The 13,393-nt window shown below is 71.3% G+C and carries 13 protein-coding genes; 9 read left to right on the forward strand and 4 right to left on the reverse strand.

The window, feature by feature from the left end:
• Nucleotides 1-110: 110 nt before the first annotated feature.
• On the reverse strand, nucleotides 111-1,550 hold the full coding sequence (gene gndA / locus PH203_RS27590; protein WP_289923199.1) for an NADP-dependent phosphogluconate dehydrogenase: 1,440 nt from the start codon (nucleotides 1,548-1,550) through the stop codon (nucleotides 111-113).
• Nucleotides 1,551-1,819: 269 nt separating this feature from the next.
• Here gndA and PH203_RS27595 point away from each other — a divergent pair, with 269 nt between their 5' ends.
• Nucleotides 1,820-2,968 carry a transglycosylase family protein gene (locus tag PH203_RS27595; protein ID WP_289923200.1) on the forward strand — a complete coding sequence of 383 codons (1,149 nt, stop codon included), beginning with the start codon at nucleotides 1,820-1,822 and terminating at the stop codon, nucleotides 2,966-2,968.
• Between the two features lie 48 nt (nucleotides 2,969-3,016).
• Here PH203_RS27595 and PH203_RS27600 read toward each other — a convergent pair whose 3' ends face one another.
• A complete protein-coding gene (locus PH203_RS27600; protein ID WP_289923201.1) occupies nucleotides 3,017-4,132 on the reverse strand; it encodes a DMT family transporter in 1,116 nt (371 codons plus the stop codon).
• Between the two features lie 210 nt (nucleotides 4,133-4,342).
• Between PH203_RS27600 and PH203_RS27605 the strand changes: the two genes are divergently transcribed.
• From PH203_RS27605 to PH203_RS27630, 6 genes are all read left to right on the forward strand, one after another.
• Entirely contained in the window at nucleotides 4,343-5,086 is a 744-nt protein-coding gene (locus tag PH203_RS27605; RefSeq protein ID WP_289923202.1) for a (2Fe-2S)-binding protein, read from the forward strand.
• 40 nt (nucleotides 5,087-5,126) lie between these two features.
• Entirely contained in the window at nucleotides 5,127-6,278 is a 1,152-nt protein-coding gene (gene glgA / locus PH203_RS27610) for a glycogen synthase (protein ID WP_289923203.1), read from the forward strand.
• A gap of 51 nt (nucleotides 6,279-6,329) precedes the next feature.
• The gene (gene glgC, locus PH203_RS27615; RefSeq protein ID WP_289923204.1) at nucleotides 6,330-7,550 is read left to right on the forward strand and encodes a glucose-1-phosphate adenylyltransferase; all 1,221 of its coding nucleotides are present in this window, start codon (nucleotides 6,330-6,332) and stop codon (nucleotides 7,548-7,550) included.
• A gap of 182 nt (nucleotides 7,551-7,732) precedes the next feature.
• Nucleotides 7,733-9,052 (forward strand): wax ester/triacylglycerol synthase family O-acyltransferase, encoded by a 1,320-nt coding sequence (locus PH203_RS27620; protein ID WP_289923205.1) that lies wholly within the window; start codon nucleotides 7,733-7,735, stop codon nucleotides 9,050-9,052.
• Nucleotides 9,053-9,156: 104 nt separating this feature from the next.
• A complete protein-coding gene (locus tag PH203_RS27625) occupies nucleotides 9,157-10,662 on the forward strand; it encodes an SDR family NAD(P)-dependent oxidoreductase (RefSeq protein ID WP_289923206.1) in 1,506 nt (501 codons plus the stop codon).
• Between the two features lie 80 nt (nucleotides 10,663-10,742).
• Nucleotides 10,743-10,973, forward strand: coding sequence for a hypothetical protein (locus PH203_RS27630; protein ID WP_289923207.1), 231 nt, complete (start codon nucleotides 10,743-10,745; stop codon nucleotides 10,971-10,973).
• A 19-nt stretch (nucleotides 10,974-10,992) separates the two neighbouring features.
• Here the strand turns inward: PH203_RS27630 and PH203_RS27635 are convergent, their stop codons facing one another.
• Entirely contained in the window at nucleotides 10,993-11,796 is an 804-nt protein-coding gene (locus tag PH203_RS27635; RefSeq protein WP_289923208.1) for an SDR family oxidoreductase, read from the reverse strand.
• 25 nt (nucleotides 11,797-11,821) lie between these two features.
• Nucleotides 11,822-12,217: an HD domain-containing protein gene (locus PH203_RS27640; RefSeq protein ID WP_289923209.1), complete on the reverse strand. Its 396-nt coding sequence runs from the start codon at nucleotides 12,215-12,217 to the stop codon at nucleotides 11,822-11,824.
• A gap of 465 nt (nucleotides 12,218-12,682) precedes the next feature.
• On the opposite strand from PH203_RS27640, the gene PH203_RS27645 reads away from it, so the two are divergent.
• Together PH203_RS27645 and PH203_RS27650 are read left to right on the forward strand one after the other, a co-directional pair.
• Entirely contained in the window at nucleotides 12,683-12,856 is a 174-nt protein-coding gene (locus PH203_RS27645; protein ID WP_107080540.1) for a hypothetical protein, read from the forward strand.
• A 45-nt stretch (nucleotides 12,857-12,901) separates the two neighbouring features.
• Nucleotides 12,902-13,384, forward strand: coding sequence for an N-acetyltransferase (locus tag PH203_RS27650; RefSeq protein ID WP_289923210.1), 483 nt, complete (start codon nucleotides 12,902-12,904; stop codon nucleotides 13,382-13,384).
• Nucleotides 13,385-13,393: the final 9 nt, after the last annotated feature.

Raw genomic sequence — 13,393 nt, forward strand, 5'->3', positions numbered from 1 at the left:
CCTAGGGGCCACCAACACCTCTAGGGGCCAACGCCTCTGGGGGCGCGGGGAACTGCGCGACCAGCCCCCACGCCCCTGCAGCCGCACCCGCGACGCGAACACACAAGCCCTCAGGCGGACACCTCGGACCGGTCGCCGCCCCACAGCGTGTGGAACGACCCCTCCCGGTCCACCCGCCGGTACGTGTGCGCCCCGAAGAAGTCCCGCTGCCCCTGCGTGAGCGCCGCGGGCAGCCGCTCGGACCGCAGCCCGTCGTAGTACGCCAGCGCCGCCGAGAACCCGGGCGTGGGCACTCCCTGACGCGTCGCCGCGACGATCACCTCACGCCAGTCGTCCTGCGCGTCGGCGATCTCGCGGGCGAAGGTCTCGTCGGAGAGCAGGCTCGGCAGATCGGCGCGGGTGTCGTACGCGGCCCGGATCCGGTCCAGGAACGCGGCCCGGATGATGCACCCGCCGCGCCAGATCGACGACACCGCACCGAGGTCGATGTCCCAGTCGTACTCGTCCCGCGCGGCCGCGATCTCATGGAAGCCCTGCGTGTACGACACGATCTTCGAGGCGTACAGCGCCTGTTCGACCCGGTCGGCGAACGCGCCGGCCTCCGCCTCGCTCAACGGGGTCGCCCTGGGACCCGCCAGCCCCCGCGAGGCGTCCCGCAGCGCCGCGTGCCCGGACAGCGAGCGCGCGAAGACGGCCTCGGCGATGCCGGACACCGGAACGCCCAGGTCGAGGGCGATCTGCACGGTCCAGCGGCCGGTGCCCTTCTGCTCGGCCTGGTCCACGACGACGTCCACGAAGGGCTTGCCGGTCGCGGCGTCCACGTGGGACAGCACCTCGGCGGTGATCTCGATCAGGTAGGAGTCGAGGCGGCCGGTGTTCCAGGTCCGGAAGATCTCCGCGATCTGCGCGGGCGAGTACCCGGCGACATCGCGCAGCAGCTGGTACGCCTCGCCGATCAGCTGCATGTCGGCGTACTCGATGCCGTTGTGCACCATCTTCACGAAGTGCCCGGCGCCGTCGGCCCCGACGTGCGTCACACAGGGCGCCCCGTCCGCCGCCTTCGCCGAGATCTTCTCCAGCATGGGACCGAGCGATTCGTACGACTCCTTCGAGCCGCCCGGCATGATGCTCGGTCCGTTGAGCGCGCCCTCCTCGCCGCCGGAGATGCCGGTGCCGACGAAGTGGATGCCCTGCTCGCGCAGTTCGCGCTCGCGGCGCCGGGTGTCCGCGAAGTGGGCGTTGCCACCGTCGATGATCATGTCGCCGGGCTCCAGGAGCGGGGCGAACTCCTGGATCACCGCGTCCGTCGGACCGCCGGCCTTCACCATGATGACCAGGCGGCGCGGCCGCTCCAGCGCCGCCACGAAGTCCTTCGCGGTCTCCGCCGCGATGAAGTCGCCCTCGTGGCCGTGCTCCTCGACGAGGGCGTGCGTACGGGACGCCGTCCGGTTGTGCACCGCGACCGTGTATCCGTTGCGGGCGAAGTTTCGGGCGAGGTTGCTGCCCATGACCGCGAGGCCCGTGACGCCGATCTGCGCTGTAGTGCTCATACCGTCTGCTCCCAAAGATCCAGTGGATCGCGTAGGTCGTGTATCGGTGGTGCCGGTTGTGCTGGTTAGCAGCCTACGCAGATGCAGATACGGTCCGTCGGCCCCGTTGTGTTCAGCACCGCCGCATCCGCCGGGACGGGACCGCCCTGCCACCGTCCCGGCACCGCCGAAGGGCGGCCGATTGCCGTCTTGTCATGGCCTGTTCGCGGCGTTTACTTTTGGCCCTCCTGACGTATGCCCATGTGCACGTGTGTCGAGGGGGAAGCTCCATGGCCGTACGCGGCCGGCACCGCCGGTATCAGCCGAACAGGATCAACCGCGCCTCACTCACCGTCACGGCGGGCGGCGCCGGAATGGTGGTCCCGCTCATCGGCGCGGGTTCCGGTACGGCTCACGCGGCCGACGTGGACACCTGGAACAAGGTCGCCGCGTGCGAGTCGAGCAACAACTGGAGCATCAACACCGGCAACGGGTACTACGGCGGACTGCAGTTCGCCCAGTCCACATGGGAGGCGTTCGGCGGCACGAGGTACGCGCCGCGGGCCGATCTCGCCACCAAGGACCAGCAGATAGCCGTCGCGGAGAAGGTGCTGGACGGGCAGGGGCCGGACGCCTGGCCGGTCTGCTCGGTCCGGGCCGGGCTCACCCGTGGCGGCGACACCCCGGACGTCCACCCCGCAGGGTCGGCCAAGAGCTCGGTGCCGGACGTGCAGCCGCAGACCACGCCCCAGTCGCGGGCCGGGACCGCCGAGATGTACACCGTCGTCCACGGCGACACCCTCTCCGGCATCGCCGACCGGCAGGACGTGAAGGGTGGCTGGCAGCGGCTCTACGCCGCGAACCGGAAGACCGTCGGGTCCGATCCCGACCTCATCGTCCCCGGGCAGCGGCTGCATCTGCGGGGCAAGTCGGTCACCGCCACCACGCAGACGTCCTCCCAGTCGTCCTCTCAGACGTCTCCGGAGAAGACCGCTTCCGACGACGACACCGACACCGGGACCGAGCAGGGCAGTCGCTCCCTCGTCGCCCCCGTGAGCGCGCCCACCGGCACGCCGTACCACAAGGCCGGCTCCTCCTGGTCGAAGGGCTACCACACCGGTGTCGACTTCGCCGTCCCGACGGGCACCTCCGTGAAGGCGGTCGGGGCGGGGCGGGTGGTCAGTTCCGGGTGGGCGGGGTCCTTCGGGTACCAGGTCGTCATCCGGCATGCCGACGGGCGCTACAGCCAGTACGCCCATCTCTCGGCGATCTCCGTGAAGAGCGGGCAGAGCGTCGGCGGCGGACAGCGCATCGGGCGCTCCGGGTCCACGGGCAACAGCACGGGCCCGCATCTGCACTTCGAGGTGCGGACGGGGCCCGGCTTCGGCACCGACATCGACCCGGTCGCGTATCTGCGGGCCGGCGGTGTCAGGCTCTGAGGTCTGCTTCGGTCTGTTCCGGTAGGCGGCGTGGTCCGGTCGGGGCGGTCAGGTTTTGATGCGCATGCGATGCCGGTCCAGGACCGGCATCGGGACGTACGAGGCTCCGTAGAGCGGGCCGTAGAGGTAGACCGGGGAGCCGTCGTCGGGGTCCGGGAGTTCGCGGTCCGCCGCTGAAGCGTCCGCCGCGACCAGAGCGTCCGCCGGGATCCCCGACTGCTCGGGGAGGCCGGCGAGCAGTGTCTCGGCGGTCAGGGGCCCGGACAGGTCCGCGGGCAGCTCCTCGGCGGCCCGGGTGGGGGTCTGCTCGGGCAGCGGCAGCGGCAGCGTCTCGGCGCGTGCGATGCGCTCCGTCGTGAGCAGGATCAGGCCGCCCGTCGCCACCACTCCGCAGCTCAGTGCGAGCACGGTGCCGATGGTGCCGTGGCGGAAGGTCTCGCCGAACATCGTGATGCCGACCGCGGCCGCGGCCACCGGGTTCACGACCGTGAGCGTGGCCAGCGGGGCCGCGAGGCCCGCGCCGCGGTAGGAGGCCTGGGAGAGCAGCATGCCGGCCGTGGCCAGGACGCCGATCACGGCGAGGGAGGGCAGGTCGCCCGCGCTCACCCCGCCCGTCCAGTCGACCGCGACGGTCTTGGTGAAGACCGAGGACATGCCGAACGCTATGCCGGACGCGGTGGCGAGCAGGATGCTGCGCACCGCCGGATGCCGGTGCGCCGCCCGGCCCGCGATCATCAGCGCCACGACCGCGGCACCGGTGACCGAGGCGACCGCCACCCGCTGGGCCGTGTCCAGCGACTGTGCGTCGGAGGCGCCGACCAGGGCCAGCAGACCGGCCAGACCCACGGTCGCCATGATCGCGCCCCGCCAGGCCGTCGTCCCGGCCCTGCGGCCGACGAACAGCGCCGCCATGGGCAGCGCGAACACGATGGTGAGCGCGCCCAGCGGCTGCACCACACTCAGCGGGCCGTAGGCCAGCGCGACCACGTGCAGCAGACCGCCGAGGCCGTTCAGCCCGACCGCCACCCACCAGCTCGCCCGGCGCAGCGGGGCGAACTGCTGCTCGGGGGAGGATTCCGCGACGCGCTCCTGGACGATCGCCCCACCCGCGTACGCGACGGCGGAGACGAGCGACAGGACCACGGACAACGCGAGGGCACTCATGAGCTGCTCCTCTGCGTGAAGCGGGGGCAGTGACCCCGGCGTGGCGAACGGTCGGCTTCCATGTGCAACACGATGCCGCGAAAAGCTGTTCCCGTCGTCGTACCTGAGCAGGCATTGGGTCCTACTGCCGATGGAGTACGAATCGGGCACCGTCCTCCCCAGGGTGGGTGAGTCCGGCCCTGGCCCACTTGGAGGTGTCCCCTAGGGGCCTTGGTACTACTGCTCTTCGTGGACCTCGACCTCGATCTCGCCGCCCTCCGCCCGCTCGGCGGTTTCTTCGTACTACGCACGGACGCAGTGCCTCGTCCGACGCCGTCGACGCTCGCGGAGGCCTATGAAAATCCTGGGCCGGAGGTTTACGAAAATTCTATGACTTTCCGTGTCCAGAAGGTGGCGGACGCCCTCCGCGCCCCCGAGTTGCGGATCGCGGCCTCGGTGGCCCAGCAGGGGCTCGCCGCCCGGCTCTGGTCGGTCTCCCTGGGCTGCGCCGCCCTGCACGGCCGGATCCCCGACCTGGACCCCCGGCTCCTGCACTGGGACGCCGGCGCCCCCGACGACCTCTGGCTCACCGAGCTCCGCCCGCTGCCCGGGGACGCGGCGACCCTCGCGGCGGTCGTCCTGGACGGCCACCTCGAACCCCTGGCCACGGCCCTCCGGGACCGGTACCGGGTCGCCACGGGCCTGCTGCGCGGCAACGCGGCCTCGGCGCTCGCCGGCGCCGCCCGTCAGCTGCTGGGATGGGCGCACGCGAACGGCCGTACCGACGTCGCCGCCCGTACCCGCGCCCTGACCGCGGAGCTGCTGGCCCGCCCCGCCCTCGCAGGCAGGCTCGACCCCGCGACCCTCCGGCGCCGCAGCTGCTGCCTCTACTACCGCGTCCCCGGCGGCGGTGTCTGCGGAGACTGCTGCTTCACCCGGCCCCCGCGGTCTTCCCCGCGCGCCGCATCTGGGTGACCATGAGGTGCAACCAGCCGCTGAGAACAGGGGGTTCCGGGTGCGAGTGGGACTGCTGACCCGGGAGTACCCGCCGGACGTGTACGGCGGCGCGGGCGTCCATGTCGAGTTCCTCGCCCGGGAGTTGCACTCCCTGATCGACCTGGAGGTGCACTGCTGGGGCGAGGGACGCGCGGTGGGCGTGGCACGCCATCGGTCCTGGTCCGCGCTGGACACCGCCAACGACGCGCTGCGCACCTTCTCCGTGGACCTCGCGATGACCGCGGGCCTCGAAGGCCGCGAACTCGTGCACTCCCACACCTGGTACGCCAATCTCGCAGGCCACCTGGGCAAGCTGCTCTACGGCATCCCGCATGTGATGACCGCGCACTCGCTGGAGCCGCTGCGCCCCTGGAAGGCCGAGCAACTCGGCGGCGGCTACGCCCTGTCGAGCTGGGCCGAGCGCACCGCGATCGAGTCCGCCGACGCGGTGATCGCGGTCTCCGGCGCCATGCGCGAGGACATCCTGGCCTGCTACCCGGCGCTCGACCCGGCCCGGGTGCACATCGTGCACAACGGCATCGACACCACGCTCTACCGGCCCGACCACGGCACCGAGGCCCTCACCCGCATCGGCCTGGACCCGGACCGGCCCTTCGTGCTCTTCGTCGGCCGCATCACCCGGCAGAAGGGCGTGCCCCATCTGCTGCGCGCGGTACGGGACATCGACCCGGCGGCACAGGTCGTGCTGTGCGCCGGAGCCCCCGACACCCCGGAGATCGACCGCGAGTTCCGCGACCTCTTCCGGGAGTTGAGCAGTGTCCGCGAGGGCGTCCACTGGATCCCGCAGATGCTGCCGCGCCCGGATGTGATCCAACTTCTCACGCACGCCGCCGTGTTCGTCTGCCCTTCGGTGTACGAACCCCTCGGGATCGTCAACCTGGAGGCCATGGCGTGCGGGACCCCCGTCGTCGCCTCCCAGGTCGGCGGCATCCCCGAGGTCGTGGACGACGGCAAGACCGGCGTACTCGTCCCGGTGGACGACGACTTCGAGCCCGCGCTGGCACGCGCGCTGGACTCGGTCCTCGCCGATCCGGAGGGCGCCCGGCGGATGGGCGAGGCCGGACGGGAGCGCGCGGTGGGCGAGTTCGGCTGGGACGCGGTGGCGCGGCGGACGGTGCGGCTCTACGAGGAGATCCTCAAACAGGCGTAGCGCGCCCCGGGCAGGGGCAGGCATGGTTCAACCAGGGTGAGGGGAGCGGCCATGCGTCGTGGTGGACCTTCGGTGCTCGGAATCGTACTGGCGGGCGGAGAAGGCAAACGCCTGATGCCCCTGACCGCGGACCGCGCGAAACCAGCGGTCACCTTCGGAGGAACGTATCGCCTCGTCGATTTCGTCCTCTCCAACCTAGTGAACGGCGACATCCTGCGCATCTGTGTCCTGACGCAGTACAAGTCGCACTCGCTGGACCGGCACATCACCACCACCTGGCGGATGTCGAGCCTGCTCGGCAACTACGTCACCCCGGTCCCGGCCCAGCAGCGGCTCGGCAAGCGCTGGTACCTGGGCAGCGCCGACGCCATCCTGCAGTCGCTGAACCTGGTGCACGACGAAGGGCCCGAGTACGTCGTGGTGTTCGGCGCCGACCACGTGTACCGGATGGACCCGCGGCAGATGCTCGCCCAGCACATCGAGAGCGGGGCGGGGGTGACGGTGGCCGGCATCCGGGTGCCGCGCTCGGAGTCCTCGCAGTTCGGGGTGATCACACCCGGCTCGGACGGGCTGAGCGTGGAGCGCTTCCTGGAGAAGCCCGCCGACCCGCCCGGCCTCGCGGACGACCCGGAGACCGTCTTCGCCTCCATGGGCAACTACATCTTCACCACCAAGGCCCTGATAGAGGCGCTCCAGCGGGACGCCGACGACGAGGACTCGGTGCACGACATGGGCGGCTCGATCCTGCCCCAGCTCACCGACCGCGGCGAGGCCCAGCTGTACGACTTCAGCCTCAACCACGTGCCCGGCGAGACGACGCGCGACCAGGGCTACTGGCGGGACGTGGGCACCCTGGACGCGTACTACGACGCCCACATGGACCTCATCGCCGAGCGCCCCGCGTTCAACCTCTACAACCGGCAGTGGCCCATCTACACCCACTCCGGACAGCTCTCCCCGGCCCGGTTCAACGCGGGCGGCATGGCCAGCGAGTCGATCATCAGCGCAGGCTGTCTGATCCGCGGCCAGGTCACGCGGTCGATTCTGTCGCCGGGCGTCAGAGTCGACCCGGGGGCGGTGGTCCAGGGCTCGATCCTGCACGACAACGTCCGCGTGGGCCGGGGCGCGGTGGTGCGCGGGGCCGTGCTCGACAAGAACGTCGAGGTGCCGCCGGGCGCGACGATCGGGGTGAACCCGGAGCGGGACGCGGAGCTCTACACCGTCTCCAAGGGCGGGGTGATCGCCCTGGGCAAGGGCCGACAGGTGTCCTGAACACGCCACGACCCAGCACGAGACGCCCCGCGAGACACATCTCAGGGCACCCCTGTGACCCCTGGGGTGCCCATGGCCGGACTTAATCTGCTGTTAACTGTGCGTAGCTTGATCGTACTTGACCGTAATCGCGTGCGGGCGATTGACTGCTTGCTCACCCGTCGTCGACGCGAGGCAAGCCATTGACTTCTGACCTGCTCGCACCTCTCGACCTGGCTTTCTGGAACATCGAGTCCGCGGAACACCCCATGCACCTGGGCGCCCTCGGCGTCTTCTCGGCGCACTCGCCCACCGCGGGCGCCCACGCCGCCGACCTGCTCGCCGCACGCGCCGCGGCGGTGCCGGGACTGCGGATGCGGATCCGGGACGTCTGGCAGCCACTGGCCTTCGGGGGTGCGACGCGCGAGCCCGCCCCCGACTTCGAGCCCTTGGACCACGTACGGCTGCACGCCCCCACCCCCGACTTCCACACCGTCGCCGGACGGCTCATGGAACGCCCCCTGGAGCGCGGCCGGCCGCCGTGGGAGGCGCATGTGCTGCCGGGGGAGGACGGCGTCTCCTTCGCCGTGCTCTTCAAGTTCCACCACGCCCTGGCCGACGGACTGCGCGCGCTGACCCTGGCCGCCGCCATCCTCGACCCGATGGACCTGCCGGCCCGCAAGCCGCGCCCCGAGGAGCCGTCGAAGGGCTTCTTCCCGGACGTCCGCAAACTGCCCGGCCTCATCAAGGGCACCGTCTCCGACGTGGGCCGCGCCCTCGACATCGGTGCGTCGGTCGCCCTGTCCACCGTCGGGGTGCGCTCGTCCTCCGCACTGACCTCCGAGCCGAGCGGAACCCGCCGTACCGCAGGCGTGGTCGTCGACCTCGACGGCGTGCACCGGGTGCGCAAGACCCGGGGCGGCACCGTCAACGACGTACTGATCGCCGTCGTCGCAGGCGCCCTGCGCCGCTGGCTGGACGAGCGCGGCGACGGCAGCGACGGCGTCGCGCCCCGCGCCCTGATCCCCGTCTCCAAGCGCCGCCCGCGCACCGCGCACCCACAGGGCAACCGGCTCTCCGGGTACCTGATACGGCTCCCGGTCGACGACCCCGACCCGCTCGCCCGCCTCGAAACGGTCCGCACGGCCATGGACCGCAACAAGGACGCCGGACCCAACCGGGGCGCCGGTGCCGTCGCCCTGCTCGCCGACCACGTCCCCGCGCTCGGCCACCGGCTCGGCGGACCCCTGGTGAGCCAGGCCGCCCGGCTCTGGTTCGACATCCTGGTCACCAGCGTCCCGCTGCCCAGCCTCGGCCTGAAACTCGGCGGCAACCCGGTCGTCGAGGTCTTCCCGTTCGCTCCGCTCGCCCACGGACAGTCCCTGGCCGTGGCGGTCTCGACCTACCGGGGGCAGGTCCATTACGGCCTCGTCGCCGACGCCGAAGCGGTACCGGACCTCGATGTGCTGGCCAAGGCCATCACCGAGGAGGTCGAGACGCTCATCACCGCCTGCGAGGGTTGACCCTCCGCGTTTTTGGAGGACCGGCCCGGCGCTCCGTAGAATTCCCCGTTCGAAAGCGGACGCGGTCGGAGCGCCGCACGGTGAGCCAAGGAAACGACAGCGCGATGACGGTGACAGAGGACGGCCCGACGGCCACGGAAGCGGCCGTGGACGGGATCGAGTACGGCCCCGGCATCGACCCGGAGCGGCTCGCCGTCTGCCTCAGCGTGCTCGACGAGCTCGACGAGCTGGAGGTCGACCACCCCGACGCGATCGCCGTGCGCCGCGCCACCGCCGGCATCTACCGCACGGTCAAGCAGCGCCGCCGCCAGGAGCGCCGGGCCGCCAAGACCGCCCACGACAAGGCGGTCACGGAGGCCACGGCGACCGGCTCCGCCCAGCGCATCGACGACGAGACGGAAGGCATCCTGCCGTCGTCGATCACCGAGGAGGGCAGGATCGCGGGGATACTGCAGCGCCCCCGCTCCTGCTACACCTGCAAGACCCGGTACGTGGAAGTCGACTACTTCTACCACCAGCTCTGTCCGGACTGCGCCCGTGTGAACCGCGAGAAGCGCGACGTCCGCGCCGACCTCACCGGCAAGCGCGCCCTCCTCACCGGCGGCCGCGCCAAGATCGGCATGTACATCGCGCTGCGGCTGCTGCGCGACGGCGCCCACACGACGATCACCACGCGCTTCCCCAAGGACGCCATCCGCCGCTTCAAGGCCATGGACGACTCCGGCGACTGGATGCACCGCCTGGAGGTCGTCGGCATCGACCTGCGCGACCCGGCCCAGGCCGTGGCCCTCGCCGACCAGGTCGCCGAGGCGGGCCCGCTGGACATCCTGATCAACAACGCGACCCAGACCGTACGGCGTCTGCCGTCCGCGTACGCCGCCCTGGTCGAGGGCGAGAGCGCCCCGCTGCCGGCCGGTGAGCTCCCCGCCCACCACGTCATCGGCGCCTTCGGCTCCGGCGCGGTCGACGGCCTGGCCGCCCTGCCCGTCGGCATCTCCGGCCTCGACGCCCAGCAGGTCGCCGACCTCGCCCTGGTCGCGGGCAACGCCAGCGTCGCGAGGCACCTCGACGGCACCGCCATCGACGCCGGCGGCCTGGTCCCCGACGTCGTCGACACCAACACCTGGGTGCAGACCATCGAGCAGATCTCCCCGGTGGAGCTCCTCGAGACCCAGCTGTGCAACTACACGGCGCCGTTCATCCTCATCAGCAAGCTCCGCCCGTCGATGGCGGAGGCCGCGCGCAAGGCGTCCTCGAAGCGCGCGTACGTCGTCAACGTCTCCGCCATGGAGGGCGTCTTCGGCCGCGGCTACAAGGGCGCGGGGCACCCGAACACCAATGCCGCCAAGGCCGCGATGAACATGGTCACGCGCACCAGCGCCCAGGAGATGTTCCAGACCGACGGCATCCTCATGACCTCCGTCGACACCGGCTGGATCACCGACGAGCGCCCCCACTACGACAAGCTGCGGCTCGCCGAGGAGGGCTTCCACGCCCCCCTCGACCTCGTCGACGGCGCCGCCCGCGTCTACGACCCGGTCGTGCGCGGCGAGGCGGGCGAGGACCTGTACGGCGTCTTCCTGAAGGACTACGCCCCGGGCAAGTGGTGATGAGGCGCCGGTCATGACGTGTGGCCAGGCGTCCGCCGGGGAATCCTGACACTGAGGTGTATTTCGCGCCAGGAGTCGTCATGGCCAGCCTGCACAGCATCGATCCACGCGCGCTCAGCGATCCGCGCAACCGCTACCCGACCGACGCGGAGTTCTACGCGAGCGACCGCCCGGCCCATCACGTCCTGCCGGAGGACCGGCCCCGCGGTGGCCCCAGTGAGCGGATCAAGCATCCGTGGACCTGGGGCACGGTCGGCGTCATGGTCTTCTTCTTCATGATCCTCTTCATGGGTATCGCGCTGTTCCCCTGAGGACCGGTTCCCGAGCGGGTCAGGACGGAGACGGCCCGTGCGACCGCAGCCGGTCGTGCACGGCGTATCCGCCCGGCCGCGCCGCCCTGACCCGGGTCCCTCCGTCCACCAGCAGATCCGCCCCGGTCACCCACTGCGCCGCGTCCGAGGCCAGCCACACCACAGCGCGCGCCACGTCGGCCGGCTCACCGATCCGCCCGAGCGGCAGCCCCGCCGCGACCTCCGCCTCGCCCGGCTCCCACACGAACCGGGCCAGCTCCGTCCGCACGAGACCGGGTGAGACGGAGTTGACCCGCACCTTCGGGGCCAGTTCGCCCGCGAGCTGCCGGGTCAGGTGGAGCAGGGCCGCCTTGCTGGTGCCGTAGGCGCCGATGTTCGGCCCGACATGCGTCGCACCCTCCGTGCAGACATTGACGACGGCGCCGCCGTGCTCCCGCATCCAGGCCCGCCACGCGTACTGCACGAGCCTGAGCGCCGCCTCGACATTGACGGCGAAGGCCTCGCGCCAGGCCGCCGGATCGACGTCCATGAGCGGCCCGTACGGCAGGTTCGTCGCCGCGTTGTTCACCACGACGTCGATCCGGCCGAAGTCGCGCAGCGCCAGCTCCACGGCCGCCCGCAGATGGTCCGGGTCGCAGACGCTCCCCGCCAGGCCGATGCCGCCCAGCTCCGCGGCGCTCGCGCGGACCTCGTCGGCGTTGCGTGCGGTGACGCACACCAGCGCTCCGGCCGCGGCCAGCTCCTGGGCGACGGCACGGCCGATCCCGCGCGTGCCACCGGTGACGAGGGCGGCCCTGCCGTCGAGCGGATACGACGATGTCATCGGCGTACCGTCTCATGACGGGCCGTCAGTCGACAGCCCCGAGACGCGAGTGCCGTTCCGCCACCAGCTCCAGGACCGTGCGCCAGTCCTCCAGGACCCCGGCGTCGAAGCCGGCGCCGCGGCTCTCCTCGTCCGCGAGGCGCAGCCGCAGCAGGTCGTCGTCGGCGGCGGAGCCATGACGGCGTACGAGGCGGTAGACCCGCTCGCCGAGCAGCGGCCGTACGGCGTCGGCCGCGCGCTGGGCCCGGGCGGTCTCGTCGCCGGGGCAGAGCAGCTGCCCGATGTCGTGCACCAGCCCCGCCACCTGGAGTTCCTTGTCGGCGGGGCGGCTGCGGCGCAGCAGCGCGGCGGTGCGCAGCGCGTGCTGGTGCCGGCAGGCGTACAGCAGATCCATCAGCTCCTCGACACTGCGCAGCTCCATGCGTCAGTCCTCTCGCCGGACAAGCCGTTGCCGTCCGCCAGCAGATCATGACCGCCTTGCTATTCGGCCAACGGGACCTGAACTGCGTGACCGGAGCGGGTCGAAGGCGCGGTCGGCGCTGTAGACCGAACGGGTGGCTCTCCGAGGGGGCATCGCATGATGAACCCGCACGTAACAGGACTGAGTGCACACGGGCGACTTGTGAAAGTTACCCCTTGTTTTCAGCCCCATCGAGCGGGGCCCCGCTCATTTGGTTAATCTGTAGCGGACGGACAGCAGTACGGGGTCCCACCCACACCCACGGTCCGTCCCGGGGCAAGCCGTTCACCACGGCCTGTTCATGCACGAGTTACCGGCGCCACCGCGTCCGAACTGTTTTCGACTCAGACCCGAGCGGGCGTCCGGCGACAGAACGCACACTGACCGGTATGCCCCGAGGGTGACCCGACACATAAGGAGTGCGCGGTGACACCGGAGAAGACGAATCGCGATCAACGGCCCAAGGAACGCCCGGAGCGCGCGGGCCGCCGGCCCGGACAGCTCGGCAGCCTCGACGTGTGGGCCCGCTCCGCTCCCATCCGTCTCGCGGGGTACGAGGACGACCTGGCCGAACCCCACATCCTGCCCAGCGTGGACTGACCCCTTCGCGATCGCCGTCGGCATGGGCGTGCCAGACTCACGCCCATGCTGATCAGAGAAGCCGCGGCCGAGGACTGGCCGCGGATCTGGCCTTTCTGGCATCGGATCGTCGCCGCGGCCGAGACCTACGCCTGGGACCCGGACACCTCCGAAGAGGCGGCCCGCGAGCTGTGGATGAACCCGGCCAAGCGGGTCTACGTCGTCGAGGACGAGACCGGTGCCGTCGTCGCCTCCGCCTACACCACCCCCAACTACGGCGGCCCGGCCGCCCGCATCGCCAACGCGGGCTTCATGGTCGACCCCGACCACGCCGGCCGCGGCATCGGCCGCGCCCTCGCCGAGCACATCCTGACCGCCGCCAAGGCCGACGGCTACCACGGCATGGTCTTCAACGCCGTCGTCGAGACCAACCCGGCCGTCGCCCTGTGGACCTCCCTCGGCTTCACGATCCTGGGCACGGTGCCGGAGGCGTACGAGCATCCGCGGCACGGCCGGGTGGGGCTGCACGTGATGTACAAGGCGCTGTAGAGGACGGAC

The sequence above is a fragment of the Streptomyces sp. S.PB5 genome (assembly GCF_030403745.1).
In the GTDB taxonomy this organism is placed as follows: Bacteria; Actinomycetota; Actinomycetes; order Streptomycetales; family Streptomycetaceae; genus Streptomyces.